20 protein-coding genes are annotated in these 25,314 nt (G+C 50.6%); 17 read left to right on the top strand and 3 right to left on the bottom strand.

The annotated features are described in order from the left end of the window. Positions 1-60: 60 nt before the first annotated feature. Positions 61-525 carry a transcriptional regulator AsnC gene (gene asnC, locus MKA69_RS04300; protein WP_001194279.1) on the bottom strand — a complete coding sequence of 155 codons (465 nt, stop codon included), beginning with the start codon at positions 523-525 and terminating at the stop codon, positions 61-63. Positions 526-775: 250 nt separating this feature from the next. Here asnC and MKA69_RS04295 point away from each other — a divergent pair, with 250 nt between their 5' ends. The 3 genes from MKA69_RS04295 (at position 776) to MKA69_RS04285 (ending at position 4,252) form a co-directional block, all read left to right on the top strand. Further along, positions 776-2,899 (top strand): EAL domain-containing protein, encoded by a 2,124-nt coding sequence (locus tag MKA69_RS04295; RefSeq protein ID WP_032469698.1) that lies wholly within the window; start codon positions 776-778, stop codon positions 2,897-2,899. A 59-nt stretch (positions 2,900-2,958) separates the two neighbouring features. After that, positions 2,959-3,744, top strand: a complete 786-nt coding sequence (locus MKA69_RS04290; RefSeq protein ID WP_305847562.1) for a class I SAM-dependent methyltransferase — start codon at positions 2,959-2,961, stop codon at positions 3,742-3,744. A 118-nt stretch (positions 3,745-3,862) separates the two neighbouring features. Then, positions 3,863-4,252 (top strand): hypothetical protein, encoded by a 390-nt coding sequence (locus MKA69_RS04285; RefSeq protein ID WP_055035353.1) that lies wholly within the window; start codon positions 3,863-3,865, stop codon positions 4,250-4,252. A 75-nt stretch (positions 4,253-4,327) separates the two neighbouring features. Here the strand turns inward: MKA69_RS04285 and MKA69_RS04280 are convergent, their stop codons facing one another. Both MKA69_RS04280 and MKA69_RS04275 read right to left on the bottom strand, forming a co-directional pair. After that, positions 4,328-5,215: a carboxylate/amino acid/amine transporter gene (locus MKA69_RS04280; RefSeq protein WP_055030422.1), complete on the bottom strand. Its 888-nt coding sequence runs from the start codon at positions 5,213-5,215 to the stop codon at positions 4,328-4,330. A 55-nt stretch (positions 5,216-5,270) separates the two neighbouring features. After that, complete coding sequence (locus tag MKA69_RS04275) at positions 5,271-5,696, bottom strand: universal stress protein (RefSeq protein ID WP_305847561.1); 426 nt, start codon at positions 5,694-5,696, stop codon at positions 5,271-5,273. Positions 5,697-5,860: 164 nt separating this feature from the next. Here MKA69_RS04275 and ftnA point away from each other — a divergent pair, with 164 nt between their 5' ends. The 14 genes from ftnA (at position 5,861) to MKA69_RS04205 (ending at position 25,308) form a co-directional block, all read left to right on the top strand. Further along, positions 5,861-6,388 carry a non-heme ferritin gene (gene ftnA / locus MKA69_RS04270; protein WP_000951039.1) on the top strand — a complete coding sequence of 176 codons (528 nt, stop codon included), beginning with the start codon at positions 5,861-5,863 and terminating at the stop codon, positions 6,386-6,388. 77 nt (positions 6,389-6,465) lie between these two features. Further along, entirely contained in the window at positions 6,466-6,789 is a 324-nt protein-coding gene (gene uspB / locus MKA69_RS04265; RefSeq protein WP_305847560.1) for a universal stress protein UspB, read from the top strand. Between the two features lie 125 nt (positions 6,790-6,914). Beyond that, positions 6,915-8,102, top strand: coding sequence for an NAD(P)/FAD-dependent oxidoreductase (locus MKA69_RS04260; protein ID WP_055031825.1), 1,188 nt, complete (start codon positions 6,915-6,917; stop codon positions 8,100-8,102). A 124-nt stretch (positions 8,103-8,226) separates the two neighbouring features. Then, the gene (locus MKA69_RS04255; protein ID WP_068814602.1) at positions 8,227-9,048 is read left to right on the top strand and encodes a TnsA endonuclease N-terminal domain-containing protein; all 822 of its coding nucleotides are present in this window, start codon (positions 8,227-8,229) and stop codon (positions 9,046-9,048) included. Further along, complete coding sequence (locus MKA69_RS04250) at positions 9,038-11,191, top strand: transposase (protein WP_305847559.1); 2,154 nt, start codon at positions 9,038-9,040, stop codon at positions 11,189-11,191. The genes MKA69_RS04255 and MKA69_RS04250 overlap by 11 nt, the downstream gene beginning before the upstream one ends. Then, entirely contained in the window at positions 11,181-12,629 is a 1,449-nt protein-coding gene (locus tag MKA69_RS04245) for an ATP-binding protein (RefSeq protein WP_305847558.1), read from the top strand. The genes MKA69_RS04250 and MKA69_RS04245 overlap by 11 nt, the downstream gene beginning before the upstream one ends. A 20-nt stretch (positions 12,630-12,649) precedes the next feature. After that, positions 12,650-14,068, top strand: coding sequence for a TnsD family Tn7-like transposition protein (locus MKA69_RS04240; RefSeq protein WP_305847557.1), 1,419 nt, complete (start codon positions 12,650-12,652; stop codon positions 14,066-14,068). Positions 14,069-14,260: 192 nt separating this feature from the next. Next, the gene (locus MKA69_RS04235; RefSeq protein WP_015058217.1) at positions 14,261-14,470 is read left to right on the top strand and encodes a helix-turn-helix domain-containing protein; all 210 of its coding nucleotides are present in this window, start codon (positions 14,261-14,263) and stop codon (positions 14,468-14,470) included. Between the two features lie 67 nt (positions 14,471-14,537). Continuing rightward, positions 14,538-17,507, top strand: coding sequence for a type I restriction endonuclease subunit R (locus tag MKA69_RS04230; RefSeq protein WP_305847556.1), 2,970 nt, complete (start codon positions 14,538-14,540; stop codon positions 17,505-17,507). Next, entirely contained in the window at positions 17,507-20,146 is a 2,640-nt protein-coding gene (locus MKA69_RS04225) for a TrlF family AAA-like ATPase (protein ID WP_305847555.1), read from the top strand. Before MKA69_RS04230 ends, MKA69_RS04225 begins: the two co-directional genes overlap by 1 nt. Then, positions 20,128-21,291 carry an RNA-binding domain-containing protein gene (locus tag MKA69_RS04220; RefSeq protein WP_015056404.1) on the top strand — a complete coding sequence of 388 codons (1,164 nt, stop codon included), beginning with the start codon at positions 20,128-20,130 and terminating at the stop codon, positions 21,289-21,291. The genes MKA69_RS04225 and MKA69_RS04220 overlap by 19 nt, the downstream gene beginning before the upstream one ends. Continuing rightward, positions 21,288-22,565, top strand: a complete 1,278-nt coding sequence (locus MKA69_RS04215) for a restriction endonuclease subunit S (RefSeq protein ID WP_305847554.1) — start codon at positions 21,288-21,290, stop codon at positions 22,563-22,565. The genes MKA69_RS04220 and MKA69_RS04215 overlap by 4 nt, the downstream gene beginning before the upstream one ends. After that, entirely contained in the window at positions 22,562-23,677 is a 1,116-nt protein-coding gene (locus tag MKA69_RS04210) for an AAA family ATPase (RefSeq protein WP_305847553.1), read from the top strand. Before MKA69_RS04215 ends, MKA69_RS04210 begins: the two co-directional genes overlap by 4 nt. Next, positions 23,674-25,308, top strand: coding sequence for a type I restriction-modification system subunit M (locus tag MKA69_RS04205; RefSeq protein WP_068814612.1), 1,635 nt, complete (start codon positions 23,674-23,676; stop codon positions 25,306-25,308). The genes MKA69_RS04210 and MKA69_RS04205 overlap by 4 nt, the downstream gene beginning before the upstream one ends. Positions 25,309-25,314 lie beyond the last annotated feature (6 nt).

The raw sequence follows: 25,314 nt of genomic DNA, 5'->3' as shown, positions 1-25,314 counted from the left end.
AGCCTTGTTTTTCTTATTGTAGATGTCGAAATGACAAGGCCGAGAGCTTGGTCAATGCCATCACGGGTTCACGTTACGGTTAATCGGATTTTGTAAGGAAATCAGCGTTTCTGTCGACTGAACTTCATCAATGGCTTGCAGCTTATCGATCAGCACATACTGTAATTCTTCGATCGAACGACACATCAATTTCACAAAGATGTTATAGGCGCCCGTGGTGTAGTAGGCTTCCACCACTTCATCCAGTGCATTCAATTTGGCGAGTGCAGAATGGTAATCTCGCGCCGCATTCAGATTAATACCAATAAAGCAGCAGACGTCATAACCGAGCTTTTTGGTATTTACCACCACTTCCGTCCCTTGAATAATATCCCCGGCTTTCATCTTCTCGATTCGCACGTGAATCGTTGCTGGACTAACATTAAATTGTTTCGCCATTTCTGCATAAGGTGTACGCGCATCATCCATGAGAATTTTCAGGATGGCACGATCCAGATCATCGAGTTTGGTGTGGTTGGTTTGCATGGTCCTTCCTGATAGTCTGCCGACACAAAATAGAGAGCGCTGATTTTATCATCATTAACAATATTCTTTAACCTTGGAGTCTGGATTGAGCCTATCGCGAATCATGAGCCTAAGACCCCGCATTCCGTTTGCTCTTATGCTGAGTTGTTTGTTTTTTGCAGCGCTGGCACAAGGTCAAACATTGCCGGTGAGCCAAGCTGAATTAACGGAGAATCGCTATCAATGGGATAGTGATTCGGTTGGTGGCACGATGTTGTGGCTTGCCGTGATCGGTGGCGTATGCCTGCTGCTGATCATTGTTGTTCGACAGTATTACTACACTGAACGCCTACGTGCGAATCAAAAGTTATTGGAATCGATTTTCGATCAAAGCACGCATTACATCGGTATTTTTGATTTGGAAGGGCGAATTATTTCTTGCAATGGAAAGTTGCAAAGCCTGTTGTACCGACATGGGGAAAGCCTACTTCGGCCGATATGGTTGCACAAAGGTTGGGAAGACTCCGCAGTCGAGCATATACAAAATTACTTTGCCGAATCCATCCCGCAGACTCGGCAATTCAATGCAGAGATCTGGCATCCCGAGCTAGGTGCTATTGTGCTGGAGTGTCAGTTTAAACCATTACCCACTCGGGAAGAGTCGCAAATTCTGCTCGAAGCTCAGGATATTACTTGGCGTAAAATTACCGAAGATAAGCTATTTCAACGTGAAGCCAGTTTACGTCATTACTACGATCAGCAGCCTGTGATGATGCTGACGTTGGATGAACGAAATCATATCCAACAAGTCAATCAGTTTGCGGAACAGCTGTTGGGGTATCCGGCCGAGGCCATGTTAGGGCACCACATTCGTGATTTTTACCAAGATGAGGACGCATTAACACCAAGGCAAGTCTTGTTGCTGCCAAGCCGGCACGCTTCCTCGGTATGGCGACGAGAAGTCAGTTATCAGCACCATACGGGGGAAACGGTGTGGGTTCGTGAAAATATCCGCCCTCTGCTTGAAACGGGTACGCTATTGATTGTGGGTGAGGACATTACGGAAACTCGCCAACTCGCGGATCAATTGGCTTATCAGGCTCGTTATGATTCATTAACGCACACACTCAACCGTAACCAGTTTGAGTTGGAGTTAGCCAAAGCACTCAAAGAGACGGAAAGTCAGCTGCGTACACATGCGATGTTGTATCTCGATCTTGATCAGCTCAAAGTCCTTAACGATACCGCAGGGCATGATGCGGGTGATGGTGCTATTCAGTTTTGTGCCAGTATGCTGGAAGATGTATTACCGTTTAGAGCCACGTTGGCACGTATGGGAGGCGATGAATTCTCCATTTTATTGCGCGATTGTACCGAGCGAGATGCCGTGCTGGTGGCGCAAAGTATCATTCATGCGCTGAGTGAAGTGCCATTTGTGTGGGAGCACATTCGATTTAATCTGACCTGTTCGATTGGCATTCGCATGATGGATCATACGGCAACATCACCACAAATGGTGCATGCGCAGGCAGATACCGCTTGTCATGCCGCGAAAGAAGAAGGTCGTAACCGGTTTAACTTGTACCGACAAGATGATGCTGATTTACGCCGACGTCAGCAGGAAATGGAATGCGTCAACCTAGTGCATGATGCTTTGGCCAATGATCGAATTGAGCTCTTTGCACAGCGCATCGTGCCTCTTAATCACCCCGATGTGCAGCTCCATTTTGAAGTGCTCGTGCGAATCAAGAACGCTGTGGGGGAATATGTCTCGCCTGGTATTTTTGTACCGGCTTCTGAACGGTATAACCTAGCACATCGCTTAGATCGGCAGATCGTGGAACAGACGTTAAGTTGGCTTGAAGCACGCCCTGAGGTGATAAAGAAACTGGGCCGAGTGTCCATTAACCTCTCGGGGAACTCGATTGGCAATCCTGATTTTGTGGCCTTCTTGCTCGATCGCTTATGTCATGGGCGCATACCGTGCAACAAAATTTGCTTTGAAATCACTGAAACTGCCGCAATGTGTAATCTCAATCAAGCGATTACGGTATTTTCTCAGCTAAAAAACTTGGGCTGTATTTTAGCGTTAGACGATTTTGGTTCAGGGCTTTCATCATTCGGATATTTACAAAAATTGCCTGTGGATATCGTGAAAATCGATGGGATTTTTGTGTGTGATATGGATAAAAACGAGATGGATCGCTTGATGGTGCGCTCAATTCACGAACTGACCAAACAGATGGGTAAAACCACCGTTGCGGAATTTGTCGAAAACGAGCAAATTCTGCAGGCCTTGCAGCAGATTGGCGTCGACTATGCACAGGGATACCTGTTTAGTCGCCCACAACCAATCGCTGATTTGGTTGCTGCGCAGCTCAAAGAGAAAGCGTAGGGTTTGCCGACAAAATCCGCTACACTGAGCGCCGTTTTATCTAGGTTTTCGGAGTTCCCTTGTTGATACAACTGATTTGCGAAGCGCCACACCGTGCGCACGAGTTAGAGCAGATTGCTGCGCGTTGGCAGCTGCAAGCCAGTGCTGACAGTGTATTTGCTTTGGTGCTCACCGAGGAACGCCTTGAACTGCGCAAATTCGATGAGCCGAAACTTGGCGCAATCTATGTTGATTGGGTGGAAGGCGCAGTGGCGCATCGTCGCAAATTTGGTGGCGGTAAAGGGCAGTCGATCGCCAAAGCCGCAGGTTTGAATAAAGGCGTCACTCCTGTGGTGCTCGATGCAACGGCGGGCTTGGGGCGCGATGCCTTTGTGTTGGCATCCTTGGGTTGCCGAGTGCAAATGGTAGAACGTCATCCCGTGGTGGCCGCTTTATTGGAAGATGGCTTACAACGCGCCAAACAAGATAGTGAAATAGGGGTTTGGGTGAGTGAGCGCATTAGCCTACTGCACGCTTCAAGCCATGATGCTTTGCAGCAATTGGCCGCTGATCCCAACTTTGTTCGCCCCGATGTGATCTATTTAGACCCTATGTATCCTCATCCTGAGAATAAAAAGAAAAGTGCGTTAGTCAAAAAAGAGATGCGAGTATTTCAATCGTTGGTGGGAGCTGATAATGATGCAGATGCTCTACTCGAACCCGCCCTGCAACTGGCGCAAAAGCGAGTGGTGGTGAAACGGCCGGATTACGCGCCGTGGCTACAACATCGTAAACCAAGCATGGCGATAGAAACCAAGAAAAACCGCTTTGATGTGTATGTGCTCGCTGCAATGGATGGTGAATAACCTCATTCAACGCAAACATTATTGGTGAACAAGCGCGAACAGAATCTGACTTGTGTTTTCAAATGAACCACGTAATATCTGCGCCTGAGAATAATTCGTATTTTAGCTGGAGCAGTCAGTGGCTAAACGTCTATGTAAACTCAGCCGCAATGAGATTGCGACTTCCCTTGGTGAGATTGAACGCTTAGTGGCTGAGCCGCAGTTTTTGTGTCGAGCTTGTGCACGAGTGGCGGGTGATAAGAAAAGCCTGTGTAAGCCGCAAGCTCTGAGTGTGAGGTCTCCTGCTGCCAATATCTCCGCGTTATCGGAAAACGAAACCAATACCGGCGTGGCGAGTCTATTGCCGAAAGGCAGTTTGAAGAAACAGCAGAAGTTTCATAAAAAACTGGAAAAAGTGCTGAAGAAGCAGCGTAAGCTGATGAAAAAACAGCAACAGCTGGAAGGAAAAGTCGCGCAGACTAATCCTGCTCTGGTTCATGAGATCGCCGCTCAAGTCAGTATGCATTAAGCTTGCAACGCCGATAAATCGTAAGACAAAGCCCATCTAATGATGGGCTTTGGTGTTTTGGGCGATAGAGTCCGCTTAGGTTAAGTTTTGGCGTTGATAATCACGTTCAACGCGACGTTTTACCCAAGTTTCGTTGATCCACAAAGAAGCGAGAATAACGGCTCCGCCTAGAGAGAGACGGATGAGGTCGACATCGCGGTTCCAAATCAGAATATTCACCACTAAACCAGCTGGCACTAGCGCATTGTTCATGATCGCTAAGGCTCCGGCATTGACCATGCATGCACCTTTGTTCCATGCAAAATAGCCAAGCCCAGAAGCGATCAACCCCAAATAGAGCAAGATTCCCCACTGCAGTGAAGTTGTCGGGAGCTTTTCAGGGTTACCAAGCAGCAAAAACGCCACGCTGGCTACCACCAGTGCACCGAGGTAGAAATAACCAAACACAGTATGTGGCGGTAAGGCGGTTTGCTCACGCTCCATCAGGTATTTATAGCCGACTTGGCCAATCGCAAAGCAGAGATTGGCCCCTTGCACCACGAAAAACCCCGTCAGGAAATGGTCATTAATTCCTGCAAATTTAATCAATACTGCACCCAAAACGGCAATCAACGCGGTGACTAAATACCAAGGGGAAAAACGCCCTTTGAGAAAATCGTAAATCAAGGTGACGTAAATCGGAGTAAATACAGTAAACAGTAAGACTTCAGGAACCGAGAGCAGCAAGAAGGATTGGTAGTAAAAACAGTACATCAAGCCAAGTTGAATGCCACCAATTGCCATCAATTTGGCAATCAGAGCTCGCGGTACATCTTTAAAACGGAGAAAAGGGATGAACACTAAGCTCGCGAGAGCCACTCGCATCCAGACTGCAAACCAAGAATCTACCTGACCGGCGAGATAAACGCCGATCAGGCTAAATGAAAATGCCCACAACAGGGTGACTGCAGAGAGATAAACCATAACGCTATCGAATGAGTGAATGGAGTGCGCAGTCTACCTGAGTATTTTCTGCTCGTCAGTCGCAGAGTGGTACGACGAGCATATCCACGGGTGAGCTATTGATCAGCTGACGAGTGGAGGAGAGCAGTTTGCTCCAAAAATCTTGGTGATGGCCGCACACCAATAAATCCACGTTAAATTCGCTGATGGTTTCGCACAGTTCATTGGTCAAATCGCCGCTACCGACCAAGGTATGCTTAATCGGGTAATTGGCATGCAGCGCCAAATCCTGCAGTTGCTTTTGTGACGCTTCCATCGCGTGATGTTGTGTTTCGGCCAAATTAATGTCGATAAGGCCGGTGTACAGCTCAGCGTAGTTCACATCAATATGAATGAACGAGACTTCTGCATTGAGAGGTTTGGCCAGAGCCACCGCTTTTTCAACCAGCAGTTTGCTGTCTTCAGACAGATCCACCGCAACCAAAAGATGTTGATAACTCATTGTATGGACTCCTTTTCGGGTGACTAAGCACAGCGTAGCACTGGATTGGTGATTTTTTTGTCGCAGCGATCTCAGTTTGATGGCGATGCTTTGGGGTGGGGCTACAATAACTAGCGAACATGCTATAGTTCGTTCAAATAGTTACAGTGAATTAGGAGTTTTCTATGTTGTCGCAAGCGATGGTTGAACATCTCAATGAGCAAATTAACCTCGAATTTTTCTCATCCAATCTATACTTACAAATGAGTGCTTGGTGTGAAGACAAAGGATTTGATGGTGCTGCTGAGTTTTTACGCGTTCATGCGGTAGAAGAAATGCAGCACATGCAACGTCTGTTCACTTATGTGAGTGAGACGGGAGCCCTGCCAATCCTTGGTGCGATCGCTGCGCCACGCCACGAATTTGCTTCACTGGGTGAAGTGTTTCGTGAGACGTACCAACATGAACAGAAGATCACGCAACAGATTAACAAACTGGCTCATGTGGCGTTCACTTCCCAAGACTACTCAACATTTAACTTCCTTCAGTGGTACGTGGCCGAACAGCACGAAGAAGAGAAGTTGTTTAAAGGGATTTTAGATAAGCTGGAACTGGTCGGTGAAGATGGTAAGGCGTTGTTCTTCATTGATAAAGATCTGGCAGCATTGGCAAAGAAAGGCTCATCTTCTGTGATGGATGCTCCTGCTGAGTAAGATCGGCAAAAAGACAAACTGAAGCGATCGTCTTTTTCTCTGGGCATTCTCAACACAAGGTGTGTAGGGAGGAAAAGATGATCAGTGGAGATACCATTCTATTTGCGCTTATGGCCGTGACGGCGATTAACGTCGCACGTTATGTGACAGCGCTGCGCTCACTTATTTACATCATGCGTGAAGCTCATCCGTTGCTTTATCAACAAGTTGATGGTCGGGGTTTTTTTACCACTCATGGTAACGTGACCAAACAGGTTCGCTTATATCACTATCTTAAAGGTCGCGAGTATCACCATCATCATGATCCCGTATTTACCGGCAAGTGTGATCGGGTCCGTGAGCTGTTTATTCTGTCTGGTTCATTACTGGTTTTGACTACGGTCGTTGCCTTTATGCTCTAATCACATCGGTTGGCCGCAGATTGGCATTGCGTTGGCAGAGTGGCCATTTGCCGTTAGAATAGCCGCCCAAGTGAGTAAGGATGTGCACTCAGCACATCCTTTTTTTATGGTATTAGGTGGCCGTGATGAGCAAGAAAGTCGATGTAGTGATAATTGGCGCAGGTGCAGCAGGTTTAATGTGCGCGGCGCAGGCGGCACAACGTGGCCGTCAGGTATTACTGCTCGATCATGCTAAAAAACCGGGGCGGAAGATTCTGATCTCTGGTGGTGGTCGCTGTAATTTCACTAACTATGATGTCTCGTCGGCGAACTACTTGTGCCAAAACCCACACTTTGTGAAATCGGCACTGTCGCAATACACCAACTGGGATTTCATCTCGCTGGTCAGCAAATATGGCATTGCTTATGAAGAACGTGATCATGGCCAGCTGTTTTGCCTTGATTCGGCCAAAGAGATTGTGGATATGCTGCTCAGTGAGTGTAATCAACCCAATATCGAGCAGCGTTATCAAGTTGAAATCAGCACGATAGCCCACACTGAACAAGGTTTTACCCTGCAAACTACCATCGGTGAGATTGAGTGTGCGTCGCTGGTGGTTGCTACCGGCGGTTTGTCGATGCCGAAATTGGGCGCGACGCCGTTTGGCTACAAAATCGCAGAGCAGTTTGGCTTGCCCGTGATCAGTACCACCGCAGGTCTAGTGCCATTTACGTTGCATGTGCAAGATAAGGAAGATTTTGCGCCGTTATCGGGTGTGGCGATTCCCGTTGAGATGCGCGCAGAGTGCGGTAAAACTTTTAAAGAAGCCTTGCTGTTTACTCACCGCGGCTTATCTGGCCCTGCAGTGCTACAAATTTCCTCTTATTGGACTCCGGGACAAACCATCACCACCAATTTAGTGCCGGACGTGGATTTGGCGGAGCTGCTGAATAGCGAAAAAGAAGCGCACCCGAATCAGAGCTTGAAAAATACCTTATCGAAAGTGTTGCCTAAGCGTTTGGTGGAAGTGCTGATTGAGCGCCAACTGTTTGCCGATAAACCGCTGAAACAGTATTCCCCCAAAGAGCTCGACGCGGTGCAAACCAGTTTAGAACAGTGGTCGATTGTGCCAAACGGCACCGAAGGCTATCGCACTGCTGAAGTGACGCTCGGCGGAGTGGATACCGACTGCCTCTCATCCAAAACCATGGAGTGCAAAACCGTGGCAGGTTTGTTCTTTGTCGGAGAGGTGATGGATGTGACTGGCTGGCTCGGCGGCTATAACTTCCAATGGGCTTGGTCGAGTGGCTACGTCGCCGGCCAGTGGGTTTAATCTGTGCAGCAACAATAAAGTTTGTACATTGCTCATAAAGTTTGTACATAAGGCGATTCTGTAACAATAAAGTTTGTACACTGATCTATACTGCATTCTGTTTTCTGTAATGGAGTGAAGTTCCTTGGGCCGACGTAGAAAGTTAGAGGCACTAGCTGATTTTCAGCGAGCATTAAAGAATAAATACGGTCTTGGCGAAGGCGACAGCTACAAGCCATGGCTTCGGGTACAAGATGTTCGCTCTCGGGGTAATAGCGGGAAGATTCAGGGCATCAAGGTCAACCGAGAGCATCACATGCTTTCTGAACACGAAAGTTGCTTTTTCTACATTGCCGAGTTTTGCGATTCCGTCATAGATATCAGGGAGCAGTTCCCTCTCTTACCTCTAGACCTATCGGTAAAAATTGCCAAAACCTTTGGGGTGGATCATCCCATTGTACCTGGATCCAAGTCGCCTAATGTCATGACCACGGACTTTGTCCTGACTCGATCTGACGGGGTGAACACCTGGTATGAAGCCGTGAGTGTCAAACCTGCAGAGAAGCTGACCGATAAAAGGATTGCGGAGAAACTGGATATCGAGCGTAACTGGTGGCAGTTGCAGGGAGTTCCGTTCCATCTGTTCGTGATGACCAAACAAAACCAAATCCAGTCAAAAAACATTCAATGGGTAACGGCTCCTGTCCGGCAAGGCCGAAAATTTCCAACTGACTTAGTCGAAAGCGCTTTAGCACTGATTTCTCCCGGAACCATGTTGACAGAGGAGATATGCGATGAGTTTGTTCGAGAATTTAAAATTGAGCATGACGATGCTTTGGTCCTGTTAAAAACCTTGATTGCGACCAAGATGGTTGATGTTGATCTCGATAAGCCCATAGCTGATACAGGTATTTTGAATATCGTCAAAGTTACAGACTTTAAAGTGGTACGGCATCATGCAAGTTGAGCGTAACAGTGTTTGGCAGGTCACTAGAATTGACGGCATTAAGGACGGTATGTACAGAGTCCTTGAGCACTATGCAAATGATGACCTCTTGATTCTTTTTCGGCTGCATGATGGAAAAGCTCTGGAAAAGCCAGTTCCAGTAGAGCTTCCCCTATTTTTAGAGTCTGCCAAGTGTGGAAATAGCAAAATATCCAGTTATCCGATACCTTTTTACCAACTAATATCTGAAGAAGAGATCTCCCCTGCTCACAGGGATAAGCGGAATCAGCGCTTCGAATTGATACATGATTTGATCAGTAATCCGGAATTTTTGCTTGATGTAGCTTTAAATCAGCGTAGCAAAACCGTAGCTAGTCATGCCAAGGAACGAAAGGTCTATGTCCAAAAAATCTATCGCTCGCTAAATCAATACTGGCGATACGGTCAAGAAATCAATGCTCTACTGCCAGCATACAAACATTGTGGTGGCTCAGGTAAACCCCGGTTGTCCGGTAAGGCGAAAAGAGGGGCACCGATCCAACTGTCGACACCCAGTATGGTGGCCCCTTCGGGAGTGAATACAACGGAAGAAGATAAGGCCAAATTTCTTCTAGGCATGAAAAAGTATGGACTAAAGGGAAAGAAGGTTTCTCTAAGTCGTGTATATGAACAAATGCTTAAAGAGTACTATGCTGATGAACTCCGATCAGCCGAAAAAGAAAATCGAGAGCCTGAGATCCCTAGCCTTAGGTCATTTCGTTACTGGATTAAAAAGCTGATTCCTGAAGCCGAGTTGATCCGTAAGCAAACGACGGCTGGGGACTTCGAACGAAACAGGAGAGGTCTGCGAGGAGCGGCCACGGATCATACGGAAGTGCCTGGTAGCTGTTTTGAGCTGGACGCGACAGTTCTGGATGTCCATATAGTTTCAGAGTTCAACCGAAACCATGTGCTTGGGCGTCCTACAATTTACTGTGTGGTGGATAAAGAGAGCCGAATGATGGTCGGCCTTCATGTATCCATGGAGTATGCTTCCTGGCGAGCAGGAAGGCAGGCACTGGTGAATAGCTTTACCTCGAAGAAAGCTTATTGTGCCCGTTTTGGCATCGAAATTGAAGAATCGGAATGGCCCTGTCATCACATTCCCCAGCGCCTCCTGTGTGACCGAGGGGAATTCATCTGTAATAAGCCGGAAGAGCTTGCGGTCCCATTGATAGGGCATCTGAGCATTGCTCCTCCCTACCGTGCAGAGTTGAAAGGTATCGTCGAGCACCGATTCCAAATTCTGAACGAAAAGCTTGTCCATGAGCTGATGGGGACGACGAAGGGGCGCCATTATATCCGTGGAGACCGCGATCCTAGGTTGGACGCCACTTTGACTCTTTCTGAGGTAACCAAGCTTCTCATTGATCAGGTTTTAGAGCACAACAGCTCTATTTTTGATGGACTGGCTGGTCAAACACCTCTGCTAGTGGAGTCAGGGCTTCCCCCTACGCCACTAAACTACTGGAATACACATCTGAAAAGACACCGCCATGCATTAAATAAAGCGGATGAAGCAGATATCAGAGCCCGGCTGCTTCCCGTTGAGCAGGTTTCTATGACCAGCAAAGGAATCCGCCTCAATGATGATATGTATTACGAATGTGACCGAGCAGAGTTTGAAGACTGGAAGGTGATAGCTCGCTCGAATGGACGTTGGAAGCTGGAAGCCAGGATTGACCAAGATAACGCCTCCTTTATCTATGTGCGCCTTCGTCCAAGCGAAGGTTTTACTCGGTGTACGCTGATGACGCGCTCGTCTAGCTTTGAGGAGCGCCATAGAGCAGATGTACTGTACTTTGAGGATTGGAAAAAGGTTTCGAAAAAACGTTCTAAACCGACCAGTAAATCCATTGAAAGGCACAATCGAAGAAAAACCATCACGGCGAATGCTAGGGAAGAACTTAAAAAAGAACCTGCTCTCAAAACAAAGGCAGAAAAAACCCTCGGCATAGAAGAGCGGCGACGAGAAGCCATAATGGAAGCCAGGATTTCCAGTGATGATAGTAACTATACGGAGCCTTCAGAAAATCAGTCATCAGTTGATAAATTAGCTGCTGATAGAGCCAGCAAGGTCGTGTCGTTGCTGAAGAGGGAGCGGGGTTCTAATAGTGAAACTTGAGAAAGCAAAATACCGGCCTGCGATTCTCCCCGAGCATCGAGGTAACCCATTAATTGAGGCGCTACCAGCGAAGCATACTGATGAGGAGCTTGTAGACAAGCTCAGTTTTTACCCACCGCACTCATTTGAGGAAACTCAACTCGCCCCCTTCGAACGAGTTGAGTATCTGACCAGACTGAAAGATCTACGGCAACCATTACCCATCTATCTGGACTGTTTTAGAGCGGTGGAAATGGCAATAAAGGAGGGGTACTCGGTCAAGAATCCGCTTTCACCGACGACGATGAATTACCTACACTATCCAACAGATCGTCGTCCAAATATTGAACCAAGAACTGGATATTTCAAGCCAAAAGGATGCGGAATCACGGTAATAGGTGAAAGCGGTGTTGGAAAAACTTGCATGCTCGAACAGATATTAGGATGTTTCCCCGACACAATTGAGCACTCGCAATATAAAAATCATTCGATACCATTACGCCAAGTAGTATGGATCAAAGTAGATTGCCCGGATGACTCCAGCGTTAGAGCTCTGTGCCACAAGATTCTGTCCGAATTGGATAGCAAGCTTGGCTTTGAGCCGACTAAGCGAGCCGGAACTATCCCTCTTCTGCTAGACCAAATCGAAGCTCGTATCAAATCCAGCTTTTTAGGGATCTTGGTCATCGATGAGATGCAGAATCTGAATCTGGCAAAAACCGGTGGTGCTGACCGCCTGCTGGGTTTCATCCACAATCTGGTTAACAATCTCGGTATTCCTATCCTGTTCTGTGCCAACCCGCCGTTCAATCAGTTGCTCAGTAGAACGCTTAAAGCGGCACGACGGGCAGAAAGCAATGGTTACTTCGATGTTGTGCTGATGGAAAACGACGGTGTATGGGAACTGTTTATAGAGGAGTTGTGGGAGCTTCAATGGACCAACGTAAGGACTCCATTGACTGTAGAGTTGAACGACAAGCTTTATGAGCTATCTGTTGGCAACATGGATCTGGCCGTTCGAATCTTCCGTGAAGCACAGCGTTATATCATAGGTTGTGGCGATGAACGCATCACAGGAGAGTTGCTTGAACATGCCGCAAGTATTGCTATCAAGGCATCCAAGGCGGTCACCGATGAAATCAGGCGAGAACGCTCAATTACTGCGTTGAAAAGAAAACGGAACATTACTTCACTTCCGGCCAGCACAGATATGGCTCGTACACAGAAGACGGAATTGGTGGCAATTGAGGGAGTGCCTCAATCAATACCCGGTGACCTGAGTCGACCTCACCATCCTGAGTTTGCCGATGCGCTTACCATATTGCAAACTGCGGATGACCTTTTTGAGCGAATCGGTAATCCTGATCTAATGCAGCATGCGGCGGCTGAGGAGAAGCCACTGGAGCTGTTGCGGCAAGAAGGCGTTTTCTGTGAACATCCGCTGAAGGTCTTCGCGTAAAGGTCTTAAGGGCGTACCGCATGAAATTGCCCGTAAGCCTACCCGATGAATTACTACTAAGTCGCCTGATCCGCTATGTTACGGTTTCAGGCGATAAAGGGGATAACTTTGCTAGCAAGGTTTTTGGATCAAGAAAGGTGTCCATCCATCCCTTTCTGACAGCGAGGCTTGAGCAGCTGGCCGGATGGGGCCTTGAGAGTGCTGAAGTAATGTTGTTTCAGCAAACGCTGGCACCGTTGTTTCTTTTTTTTCTCCCGACTTATGCTGATAGGCTTAAGCGATCAATGCTGGCAGGTGATGGCGCAGAGGCACATCGAGCAAGCCAGCTGTCTTTATTTGGTTGCGGTAATTCGCTTTGCTTAAAATGGTGCCCGGTGTGTGCTCAACAAGATTTGCGCCTGTACGGTGTTGCCTATTGGCACCGGACACACCAGATACCTGGCGTAACGGCCTGTGCATTTCATCCCGTACTCCTGGAGAAGCTGGAACTGGTTAGGCGACAGCGGATCATTGCGGAATTACTCCCCACTCTCATCGACCAGCCACGAGTTGCTTTTGATGCTGAGGTTCAGGTAGCCAGGTTTGGCTTCAAGCTTCTTCAATTGGTCACGGGCGGTATCCCCCGTGTTGACACTGTATTAACCTACCGCTCGAAGCTGTCTGAGTTGGGGTTTATTACAGCTCATCATCGAGTAAGGCGTAAAAGTTTAATGGAGGACTTCTGTGCTGATATAAAGTACTACCGTCCAGGCCCTGATACCCCATTTCCTCGCCATCCCCATGACTATCGATACCTATCCCAGCTTTTGGATCCTCACACCAGTCACCACCCATTTCGGCACCTCTTGTTTGCCTATTGGCTATTTAGAGAGCCGGAAAAAATGCTTTCTACTAAGCATCTTTGTGCAGCATCGCTACAACCAATATCTTTGAAAAGTCTCGAAGGGGAAATTAGTACAGAGCAGCAGTGTTTACAGCTACTTCGAAAGCAATACTCATTGAGTGAGATTTATCGCCTTACCGGTAAAAGCCGCTGCTACCTAAGGCGACTTGCCCTACTAAATGATATTCCACTCAAGCTTAAACCCAAGAAACTGACAGGGGAATGCCAAAAAAGGATCATTGGGTTGGCCTACGCCGGGATGCACAGAAAGGCGATATCGGAGCGGTGCGGTATCGGTATTGGCTCAGTGGAGCAGGTTATTTCCAGCCAGCCGGGACTTGTCGAACACCGTAAGCGGTGTCATTGGGAGTCCAAGCGTCGGCGTTGTCGGCTTGAGATTGCCAAATATCTAAAATCGCATCCTGGAGCGCTTCGCAGGGATTGCAAAGCTCAGTGTAATGCGGCTTTCTTTTGGTTATATCTCAACGATCCTATCTGGCTGGATTCCGCTTTACCGGAGCCGATCAAACCAGCTGGGCGATATCCAAATTGTTGACAGCGTGAATACAAAGTCATTGATACCACTCGTTATCACTTCGTCGGGCAGCAATGACATCTCTGGTCTGTTCCGACGATTTTGGGATGATATTTCCGGCAGAAGAAGTAACAAATGCACTTCAACAAAATAGATGATAAAATCAAAACGATTTTAGACGACTTTCGCATATCAAAAAAGAGTCTTACCGATATGAGCACAGAACAGTGGGTTACTGCCGAGCACGTTGCCGAGCATTTGGGAATCGCTAAGGACACTGTGTATCGATGGAGAGAACATAAAGGACTGCCTGCACATCGTGTGGGGCGGTTGTGGAAGTTTCAGTTGTCCGAAGTAGACGAGTGGGTGCGTGCAGGCGGCGCTGGTGAAGACTCTGGTGAACAAGGAGGGCACCGAGCATGATTTGTACGGCTTTGTCCGCATATGTAGCGGCCGTTGAATAGCCAGTAGGGAATTTGAGGCAAGATTTATGACGACCACAGAACAACAAATCGAACTCGATCTGATCGCCAAGCTTGGTGACCTCAAGTACACCTATCGCTCCGATATTCGCGACCGCACCACGCTCGAAGCCAACTTCCGGGCCAAATTCGAGGCGCTTAACCGCGTGCACCTGACAGACAGCGAGTTTCAACGCTTGCTCGACGGCATCATCACGCCCGATGTCTACGGCGCTGCTCAGCGGCTTCGCAATATCAACAGCTTCGAGCGCGACGATGGCACGCCGCTGAACTACACCCTGGTCAACATCCGAGACTGGTGCAAAAACGACTTCGAGGTCGTCAACCAGTTGCGTATTAACACTGAAAATAGCCATCACCGTTACGACGTGATGCTGCTCATCAACGGTGTGCCTGTGGTGCAAATCGAGCTGAAGACCTTGGCAGTCAGCCCACGCCGGGCCATGCAGCAGATCGTTGATTACAAGGCCGATCCCGGCAATGGCTACAGCAAAACGCTGCTGTGCTTCCTGCAGCTCTTCATCGTCAGCAACCGCACCGATACCTGGTACTTCGCCAACAACAACGCACGGCACTTCAGCTTTAACGCGGATGAGCGCTTCTTGCCGGTTTACCAGTTCGCCAGCGAAGACAACAAGAAAATCACTCTGCTCGATAGTTTTGCCGAGAAGTTCCTGGCCAAGTGTACCTTGGGGCAAATGATCAGCCGCTACATGGTGTTGGTGGCCAGCGAGCAGAGGCTCTTGATGATGCGGCCCTACCAAATCTATGCCGTCAAAGCTATCGTAGATTGCATCCATCAGAATTGCGGAAACGGCTACATCTGGCACACCACGGGTTCAGGCAAGACGCTGACCTCCTTCAAGGCATCCACCCTGCTTAAGGACAACCCGGACATCGACAAGTGTCTGTTTGTGGTGGACCGCAAAGACCTGGACCGCCAGACCCGCGAGGAATTCAACCGTTTTCAGGAAGGCTGCGTCGAAGAGAACACCAACACCGAGACCCTGGTGCGCCGCCTACTGTCGGATGACTACGCCGATAAAGTCATCGTCACCACCATTCAGAAGCTGGGCCTGGCTCTGGATGGGGCCAACAAGCGCAACTACAAGGAACGGCTGGAGCCATTACGCAACCAGCGCATGGTGTTTATCTTTGATGAATGCCACCGTTCACAATTCGGTGACAACCACAAAGCTATCAAGGAATTCTTCCCCAACGCCCAGCTTTTTGGCTTTACCGGTACACCCATCTTCGAGAAAAACGCCAGCTACCAGCAAATCGAAGGTCAGCAGGCCAGCTACCGAACAACCGACGACCTCTTCCAGCGTTGCCTGCATCAATACACCATTACTCACGCCATCGAGGATCGCAACGTCCTGCGCTTTCACGTGGATTACTTCAAGCCCGAAGGCAAGAATCCTCCCAAACCTGGTGAAGGCGTGGCCAAGCCCAAGGTCATTGAAACCATTCTCGCCAAACACGATGCGGCGACCAATGGCCGCAAGTTCAACACGGTGTTGGCAACGGCCAGCATCAACGATGCCATCGAGTACTTCGAACTGTTCGCGGAGATTCAAAAACAAAAGACCGAGCAAGACTCGGAGTTCCGCCCGCTGAACGTTGCCTGCGTATTCTCTCCACCTGCCGAGGGCAACAAGGATGTACAACAGATTCAGGAAGACTTGCCGCAAGAGAAAGAAGATAACCAGCAAGACCCCGATGGCAAGAAGGCAGCACTCACGCGCATCGTGACCGATTACAACACGCGCTTTGGCACCAACCATCGCATTAGCGAGTTCGACCTGTACTACCAGGATGTGCAAAAGCGCATCAAGGATCAGCAGTATCCCAACAGCGATCTCCCCGCCGCGCAAAAGGTCGACATCACCATCGTGGTGGACATGCTGCTAACCGGTTTCGACTCCAAGTACCTTAATACCTTGTACGTGGATAAGAACCTCAAGCATCACGGCTTGATCCAGGCGTTTTCGCGCACCAATCGCGTGCTGAACGACAGCAAGCCCTATGGCAACATCCTCGACTTCCGTCAGCAGCAAAAGCCGGTCGAAGAGGCGATTGCACTGTTCTCCGGGGAGAAAATCGACAACCCTCGTGAAATCTGGCTGGTAGACCCTGCGCCCAAGGTCATCGACAACCTGCAAACCGCCACCCAGAAGCTGGCTGACTTCATGCAGTCGCAAGGCGTGGGCAATGCGCCGGAAGAAGTAGCCAACCTGAAAGGTGATGCTGCACGGGCGCAGTTCGTCAATCTGTTCAAGGAAGTGCAGCGTCTCAATACCCAGCTCGATCAATACACCGATCTTTCGGATGAGCAGAAGGCGCAGATCACCCAGATTGCGCCACCCGATAAGATGCAAGGCTTCAAGGGTATGTACCTGGAAACGGCCAAGCGTCTGAAGGAACAGCAGGATCGCGACCAGACCCCGCCTGAAGTGCAGCAGCTTGATTTCGAATTCGTACTCTTCGCCTCAAGTGTGATCGACTACGACTACATCATGGGCCTCATTGCCAAGCTGACTCAGCAGAAGCCCGGCAAGCTCACCATGAACCGTGAGCAGCTCATCGGCCTGATCCAGTCCGACGCCAAGTTTATCGATGAGCGTGAGGACATTGCCGAGTACATCCGAGGGCTGCCGGTCAACGTAGCACTGGACGAAAAGCAAATCCGCAGCGGATTCGAGCGTTTCAAAGCAGAGAAAAAAGCGCGGGAACTGGCCACTATGGCTGAAAAGCACGGGCTGGATGTGGTAGCGCTGCAAGCATTTGTCGATGATATTCTGCGCCGCCACATTTTCGATGGCGAACGCCTCTCGGAGCTGATGGCCCCGCTAGAACTTGGCTGGAAAGCCCGCACACAGAAGGAGCTGGCCCTGATGGAAGATCTGACGCCACTGCTGCACAAGCTCCAAGGTCGAGAGATCGCCGGTCTGGCTGCCTATGAGGAGGAGAGATAATGGGCACCGTCTTTGCACAAGGGGCGCAGTGGGTTCGTGCGGACTTCCATCTGCACACCCGCGCGGATCGAGAGTTCAAGTACACAGGCGATGACAACTTCTACAACAGCAATTATGTGGACGCGCTGGAGAAAGCAGGTATCCATCTGGCTGTCATCACCAATCACAACAAGTTCGATTTCGAGGAGTTCAAAGCGCTGCGCAAGACAGCGCAGAAGAAGGATATTGTGCTGTTGCCCGGCGTCGAGCTGTCGGTCAATGACGGGGCCAATGGCATCCACACCCAGGTTGTTTTTTCCGACGACTGGTTGGCCGATGGCCATGACCATATTAACCCCTTCCTGAGCGTTGCGTTTGAAGGAAAAGTCCCTGCCCAGTACGAGCAGGAAAACGGGCGTTCCTCTCTGTCGCTATTGGAAACCATCAAGAAGCTGGAAAGCTATCATCGCGACTTTTTCCTTGTCTTTGCCCATGTCGAAGCACCGAGCGGGCTGTGGGCCGAACTGGACGGGGGACGTCTTGCCGAGCTGGGCCAGAACGAATTCTTCCGCCGCCGCACGCTGGGCTTCCAGAAGGTACGCACGTACAACAAGCAGCAAGAGAAGAGCAAACCCTGCCGGACCAAAACGCAGCAGCATCTAGGGGACTGGTACCCCGCCGAACTGGAAGGCTGCGACGCCAAATGCATAGAGGACATCGGTCAGGGCAAAGCCTGTTACCTCAAATTGGGCGAGCTGTCCTTTGAAGCTGTCAAGTTTGCCTTGAGCGATCCTGCTTCACGCGTCGCCATGGAGCCCCCCAAGCATCAGGGGTCGTTTATCCGCGGTATTCACTTCGACGGTGGCATCCTCGACGGAAAAACGCTGCATTTCTCGCCCGAACTGAACACGCTGATCGGCATCCGGGGTAGCGGCAAGTCATCCATTCTGGAAGCAGTGCGCTACGCCCTCGATATTCCTCGCGGGGAGAAGGCGCAGGATACCAAGTACAAGGATGAACTGATCCGCCATACCCTGGGCAGCGGCGGCAAGGTGACGCTGACGGCCTGCGATGTATACGGACAGGAATTCACCATCTCCCGCATCTTCCGCGAAGCGCCGAACGTCTACCTAGACGGCAAGTTGCAGCCCGGTGTGTCGATCCGGGAGACCGTGCTGCGCCGCCCGATCTACTTCGGGCAGAAAGACCTTTCCAGCACAGGTGAAGGTTTCGAGACCGATCTGGTGGAAAAGCTGGTGGGTGAAAAGCTGCGCATGCTGCGAGACGAAATCGAAACCCAACGCCAACATGTGCGTGATGCAGCAAGCCGCTGGCTCAAGCTCAGCAATACCGCCGAACTCAGGCGTGATCACGAGTCCCAGCTCACGGATGCCAACTTCCGGCTGAAGAAGTTTGAGGAGTATGGGGTTGCCGACAAACTACAAAAGCGCCTTGGCTATCAGCAAGATGCCACTGCGCTGACCCGCATGAAGGATCGGGCAGACAGCTTCGTAATCGCCCTCGGGCAATTGATTTCCGAGCATGAGGACGATCTGCGTAACGCCACGAGCTACGTCTCCAAGCAGAATCCCGGCTTCTTCACAGCTTATTACGCCGAATTTGCCAACCTCGTTGCCAAGGTCGATCAGCTCAAGAAAATTGAGCAGGAGGCTCGCGCCATTACCGCACGGCTTCAAGCCAAACAAGGCGAGTTCGACGACGCGCGCCAGAGTCTTCAGGAAGAGTTTGCCCAAGTCGAACGTCAACTGGCTCAGGAACTCAAGCAGACCGGCATGACGGCAATCCAGCCGGATGACTTCCTGACTCAACAGCAGCGCAAAACCAAGGCGGAACAAATGCTGGAGGCGCTGGCCAAGCAAGAAACCCAGCAAAGCAGCATCCGCGATGTGCTGTTTGCCGAGATCGACAAGCTCAACGGGCTGTGGCTGCGCGAGTTCAGCGCCATCAAGGCCGAACTGGATCGCGTGAACGCCGGCCACACCGCCCTGCAGATCGAAGCCGACTTCAAGGGCGACAAGGAAGCCGCCATCGGCTTCATGCAGCAGCTCTTCAAGGGCAGCAACATCCGCGAAACCACCCTGCGCGCCGTGATGGAGGATTACGCCGATTTCGGTGGCCTGCTGCGTGATTTGCCAAACGCCTTGAAAAAAGCGGGCAGCACGCCGGAGGTCTTCGAAAAGACCTTCATGCAGAACCTAGTGGAGTTCGTCACCTGTCAGGTGCCCAACCGCTTCGTCATCCGCTATCGCGGCAAGGAGCTCAAGCACCACTCGCTCGGGCAGCGTGCTTCCGCGCTGCTGCTGTACGTACTCAGCCAGCGCCAGAACGACGTGATCATCATCGACCAGCCGGAAGACGATCTGGACAACCAGACCATCTACGACGATGTGATCAAACTGCTGCGCGAGATGAAACCGCACGCCCAATTCATCTTCGCTACCCACAACGCCAACTTTCCGGTGCTGGGTGATGCGGAGCAAGTGCATGCCTGCCGCTATCAGGACGAGCAAGTCGCCGTACAAAGCGGCAGTATCGACGCTCGCCCGGTGCAGGACGCTATCATCAACATCATGGAAGGAGGCCAGGAAGCCTTCAACCGACGCAAAGAGGTTTATAACTTATGGAAACCACAGAGCTGATCGAGGCGTTAAGCCGTGGCGAAGACAGCCGCCATCAGTTCAAAGAGAGCTTCACTAATGCAGACGCACTGGCGGCGGAGATCGTCGCCTTCAGCAATACCGCTGGCGGGCAGATTTTCATTGGCGCGCAAAACGACGGCACGGTGTTGGGCTTGTCTCACGCGGACATCGACCGCCTGAATCAGCTCATCTCGAACAGCGCTTCACAAAACGTGCGGCCTGCGGTGAACCCGCTCACCGAAAACGTGCCGCACCCCAATGGCACCGTGATGGTGGTCACTGTTGCGGAAGGCGTCAGCAAACCCTACATGGACAAGAACGGTGTCATCTGGGTAAAGAACGGCTCGGACAAGCGCCGCGCCACCTCGCGTGAAGAAATCCAGCGCCTGTTCCAGCAGGCGGGTCTCGTGCATGCGGATGAGACGCCCGTGGCGGGCTTGGGCGCGGGCGATGTGGACCTGCCCTATTTTGAAACCTTTTTCGAACAGCAATTCGGTGAGGCGCTGGCCCAGCACAAGCAACCGCTGCCGCAGCTCCTGACCAACATGAACCTGATGAACCAGGGGCTGCTCAACGTGGCGGGCAGTCTCTTGTTTGCCAAAGCACCGCAGTATGCGCTACCTGCCTTCATCGTCAAGGCGGTGGCCTTTGTCGGCATCGACATCGAGGATCAGCGCTATATTGACAGCCGCGATATCACCGGCAAGCTGGCTGATGTGTTCCAGCAGACACTGGGCTTTATCGTTGCCAACACCCGCGCCACTCAGGGTGAACAGGGTTTTAACTCACAGGGGCAGGCCGAGATTCCGCGCATTGTCTGGGAGGAGTTGGTCGCCAACGCTCTCATCCACCGCGACTACTTCATCAGTTCGCCGGTGCGCGTGATGGTGTTTGCCGATCGCGTCGAGATCATCAGTCCTGGCCATCTGCCTAACAACCTGACCATCGAAAACATCAAGGCGGGCAACTCCAATATGCGCAACCCGATTTTGGCGTCCTTTGCCGCCAAGCTGCTGCCGTATCGCGGACTAGGCAGCGGATTGCTACGCGCTCTTCGGGCTTGGCCGCAGATTGAACTCATCGACGACCGGGCTGGGAACTTGTTTAAGGCCATCGTGACACGACCACAGGTGCAAGCGGCATGAGTGGTAATGAAAAACAACAGCTGGTGCCACGGTTGCGGTTTCCGGAGTTCAAGAATACAGCCGAGTGGCAAAGTCCTACATTGGGCGAAGTATCTGAACCGGTTGAAGAACGGGTGGGCGAGCGAAAACTCACGCCAGTGAGTATCTCTGCCGGAATTGGTTTTGTACCACAGGCAGAGAAATTTGGACGGGATATTTCCGGGAGCCAATACAAGCTATATACCGTAGTGCGTGATGGTGACTTTGTTTATAACAAGGGGAACTCTCTCAAGTTCCCACAAGGTTGCGTATACGATCTTCAAGGTTGGGGTGAAGTTGCAGCACCTAATGTTTTTATCTGCTTTCGCTTGAAAAATGGATACGAGAATGGCTTTTATCGCCAATGCTTTGAGCGGAATACGCACGGCATCCAGCTGAGAAAGCACATCACAAGCGGAGCAAGGAGCAATGGACTGCTCAATATCAGTAAGGAAGCTTTTTATAGCGTGGCAATTCCAGTACCAAGCCATGCAGAACAACAAAAAATCGCCGACTGCTTGTCTTCGCTTGATGCTCTGATCGCAGCAGAAATCCAAAAGCTCGGCACCCTTAAGACCCACAAAAAGGGCTTGATGCAGCAGTTGTTCCCCCGCGAAGGCGAAACTGTTCCACGACTACGTTTTCCAGAGTTTCGAGATAATGATGTGTGGGAATCTGACTTACTTGGAAATATTTTCGATACAACCTCAGGCGGCACACCAAGTCGTTCAACAAAGGAATACTGGGATGGTTATATTCCTTGGATCACAACTTCATTGGTTAATTTTGGCATCATTACCCATGCGGATGAGTTTATCAGTGAGGCGGGATTAAAGAATTCCGCAGCAAAACTTTTCCCTCGAGGCACGGTTCTCATTGCGATGTATGGGCAAGGAAAGACCCGAGGTCAAGTGGCATTACTCGGTATTGAAGCAGCAACCAATCAGGCATGTGCTGCTATACTGCCTCGAAAAGAAATCGATCCTAACTTTGTGTTTTTAAATTTGGCAAGTCGATATGATGAAATTCGGCAACTGAGTAATAGCGGTGGGCAGGAAAATCTGAGCCAAGGTCTGATTCGTGAGCTTTCTTTCTCCTATCCGTTAAACCCTGCAGAGCAGCAGAAGATTACCGCCTGCCTAACCTCCGTCGACAATGTCATAAATGCACAAGTCCAGAAAATCGAGACATTAATATCCAATAAAAATGGCCTAACGCAGCAACTTTTCCCCTTCCTTGGTGAGGTTTCATCATGAAGCCTGGTCAGACCTTCGCTGACCTTTTAAGGCTGGCTGCTCATTTGCGTGGTGATCTGGAGAACAAGAAAGCCATCCTACTCTATGCCTACAACGGTACGGGCAAGACGCGGCTATCCATGACCTTTAAGGACATGGGCAAGCAGGCCGAGGCCCGCGATACCCTGTATTTCAACGCCTTCACCGAAGACCTATTCCACTGGAACAATGATCTGGTAGGCGATGAGGACCGGCGTTTGCTGCTCAATAGGGACTCGCGTTTTTTTCAGGGGCTGTTCGATCTGGAGATGGACAACCGTATCCGCCCATTGTTGCGGCGTTACGCGGATTTTGACTTCCGTATCGATACCGAGGGCACAGAGTGGGCGGTACGCTTTTCGCGCTTAGTGGATGGTCAGCCCGTCGACAACATCAAGGTGTCACGCGGCGAGGAAAACATCTTCATCTGGTGTTTCTTTTTGGCCGTGGTAGAACTAGCGATGGACGCCGATATCGAGGCTTACCAGTGGGTGAAGTACTTGTATATCGACGATCCGATTTCGTCGCTGGATGAACACAACGCCATTGCTGTCGCCAATCACTTGGCGCAGTTGCTCAAGCGGCAGGACAACCGGCTCAAGACAGTGATTTCCACGCACCACACCTTGTTTTTCAATGTGCTCTGCAATGAACTGGGTAAGGCGCGCCGCTATGTGGTCAACAAGCACTCGGCCAACGGCGGCTATCTGCTGCGACCCGAAGAGGGCGATACGCCCTTTTTTCACCATGTTGCTGCTTTGGCTGAACTGTATCAGGCCGCGCAGGAAGATCGTTTGTTCACGCACCATTTCAATATGCTGCGCACGATTCTTGAGAAGACGGCGAGTTTCCACGGCCACAAAAACTTTTCGGTTTGCATCAAGCAAGACGATGACGACCCGGACGGCATTTTGCATGCGCGCCTGATCAACATCCTAAGTCACGGCAACTATTCGTTGTATGAGCCGCAGCAGATGCTCGATGAGAACAAGGCTTACTTCAAGAAGATCCTGAACGAGTTCCTGAATCGCTATCCCTTCAATCCCGATTTGTTCCCTCAAGTTCCTGAGGCCGCAACAGCAGGTACACAATGACTGAATTCGAAAAACAAAAACTGGGCAAAATCCTCTGGGCCATCGCCGATAAACTGCGTGGCGCTATGAACGCGGACGATTTCCGCGATTACATGCTGGCCTTCCTCTTCCTTCGCTATCTGTCGGACAACTACGAGGCGGCAGCTCAGAAGGAGTTGGGGTCAGACTACCCGCGACAGATTGACGGTTCGGTCTCCACGCCACTGCAGCTTTGGTACGAAAGCAACTACGAAGATGTGCCAGAATTCGAGAAGCAGATGCGCCGCAAGGTGCATTACGTGATCGAACCCCAGTATCTGTGGGGTAATATCGCCGAAATGGCGCGCAAACAGGATGACGAGCTGCTGCGTACCTTACAAAAGGGGTTCAAGTACATTGAGGAAGAGTCCTTCGCCAGCACCTTCCGGGGCCTGTTCTCGGAGATCAATCTGGCGTCTGACAAGCTGGGCAAGACCTACATCGAGCGCAACGCCCGCCTGTGCAAGATCATCGCAGAGATCGCCAAGGGGCTGGTGCAGTTCTCTACCGATAGCGACACTCTTGGCGATGCCTATGAGTACCTGATCGGCCAGTTTGCAGCAGGTTCGGGCAAAAAGGCCGGCGAGTTCTACACGCCGCAGCGTATTTCAGACATCTTGTCGGCCATCGTCACGCTGGACAGTCAGGAGCCTGCCACGGGCAAGCGCTCGCATCTGGATAGTGTTTTCGACTTTGCCTGCGGCTCAGGCTCCTTGCTGCTAAACGTGCGCCGCCTGATGGGGCCGCACGGCATCGGCAAGATTCACGGGCAAGAGAAGAACATCACCACCTACAACCTGGCGCGCATGAACATGCTGCTGCACGGTGTGAAGGACTCGGAGTTCGATATCTTCCACGGCGACACTCTATTCAACGAGTGGGACATGTTGCGCGAGACCAATCCGGCTAAGATGCCGAGGTTCGACGCTGTGGTGGCTAACCCGCCGTTTAGCTATCGCTGGGAGCCGAGTGAGGCGCTTGGCGAAGACGTGCGCTTCAAGAATTACGGCCTGGCACCAAAGTCCGCCGCTGACTTTGCCTTCCTGCTACATGGCTTCCATTTCCTGAAGCAAGACGGTGTGATGGCGATCATCCTGCCCCATGGTGTGCTGTTCCGAGGAGGTACCGAAGCGCGTATCCGTACCAAGTTGCTGAAAGACGGACACATCGATACGGTGATTGGCCTGCCCGCGAACCTGTTCTTCTCCACAGGCATCCCGGTGTGCATCTTGGTGCTTAAGAAGTGCAAGAAGCCAGACGATGTGTTGTTCATCAACGCCGCCGAGCATTATGAGAAGGGTAAACGCCAGAACCAGTTGCTCAGGACGGACGAGATGACGGATGGTGGAATCGGGCATATTGAAAAGATCATCGATACCTATCGGTATCGAAAGGAAGAGCCTCGCTACTCGCGCCGGGTTAGCATGGATGAGATCGAAAAGAACGATTTCAACCTGAACATCTCGCGCTATGTGAGCACGGTGCAAGCCGAGGAAGAGATCGACCTGGCAGCTGTACACACTGACTTGCTCGTTGTGGAGAAGCAAATTGGTGCGGCAAAAGAACGGTACAACCAATACTTAGCAGAATTGGGTCTTCCTTTACTACCTTAACTTTTT

It is taken from the genome of Vibrio sp. AH4 (genome assembly GCF_030710545.1).
In the GTDB taxonomy this organism is placed as follows: Bacteria; Pseudomonadota; Gammaproteobacteria; order Enterobacterales; family Vibrionaceae; genus Vibrio; species Vibrio metoecus.
The sequence above is the reverse complement of the archived record's forward strand: the minus strand, read 5'-3'. Positions and strand labels throughout refer to the sequence as shown.

Excerpts from the sequence above, each read along its gene's own strand:
- asnC (WP_001194279.1), bottom strand. The coding sequence starts at position 525 with ATGCAAACCAACCACACCAAACTCGATGATCTGGATCGTGCCATCCTG.
- MKA69_RS04295 (WP_032469698.1), top strand. The coding sequence starts at position 776 with ATGTTGTGGCTTGCCGTGATCGGTGGCGTATGCCTGCTGCTGATCATT.
- MKA69_RS04280 (WP_055030422.1), bottom strand. The coding sequence starts at position 5,215 with ATGGTTTATCTCTCTGCAGTCACCCTGTTGTGGGCATTTTCATTTAGC.
- MKA69_RS04275 (WP_305847561.1), bottom strand. The coding sequence starts at position 5,696 with ATGAGTTATCAACATCTTTTGGTTGCGGTGGATCTGTCTGAAGACAGC.
- ftnA (WP_000951039.1), top strand. The coding sequence starts at position 5,861 with ATGTTGTCGCAAGCGATGGTTGAACATCTCAATGAGCAAATTAACCTC.
- uspB (WP_305847560.1), top strand. The coding sequence starts at position 6,466 with ATGATCAGTGGAGATACCATTCTATTTGCGCTTATGGCCGTGACGGCG.
- MKA69_RS04260 (WP_055031825.1), top strand. The coding sequence starts at position 6,915 with ATGAGCAAGAAAGTCGATGTAGTGATAATTGGCGCAGGTGCAGCAGGT.
- MKA69_RS04250 (WP_305847559.1), top strand. The coding sequence starts at position 9,038 with ATGCAAGTTGAGCGTAACAGTGTTTGGCAGGTCACTAGAATTGACGGC.
- MKA69_RS04240 (WP_305847557.1), top strand. The coding sequence starts at position 12,650 with ATGAAATTGCCCGTAAGCCTACCCGATGAATTACTACTAAGTCGCCTG.
- MKA69_RS04235 (WP_015058217.1), top strand. The coding sequence starts at position 14,261 with ATGAGCACAGAACAGTGGGTTACTGCCGAGCACGTTGCCGAGCATTTG.
- MKA69_RS04230 (WP_305847556.1), top strand. The coding sequence starts at position 14,538 with ATGACGACCACAGAACAACAAATCGAACTCGATCTGATCGCCAAGCTT.
- MKA69_RS04225 (WP_305847555.1), top strand. The coding sequence starts at position 17,507 with ATGGGCACCGTCTTTGCACAAGGGGCGCAGTGGGTTCGTGCGGACTTC.
- MKA69_RS04220 (WP_015056404.1), top strand. The coding sequence starts at position 20,128 with ATGGAAACCACAGAGCTGATCGAGGCGTTAAGCCGTGGCGAAGACAGC.
- MKA69_RS04215 (WP_305847554.1), top strand. The coding sequence starts at position 21,288 with ATGAGTGGTAATGAAAAACAACAGCTGGTGCCACGGTTGCGGTTTCCG.
- MKA69_RS04210 (WP_305847553.1), top strand. The coding sequence starts at position 22,562 with ATGAAGCCTGGTCAGACCTTCGCTGACCTTTTAAGGCTGGCTGCTCAT.
- MKA69_RS04205 (WP_068814612.1), top strand. The coding sequence starts at position 23,674 with ATGACTGAATTCGAAAAACAAAAACTGGGCAAAATCCTCTGGGCCATC.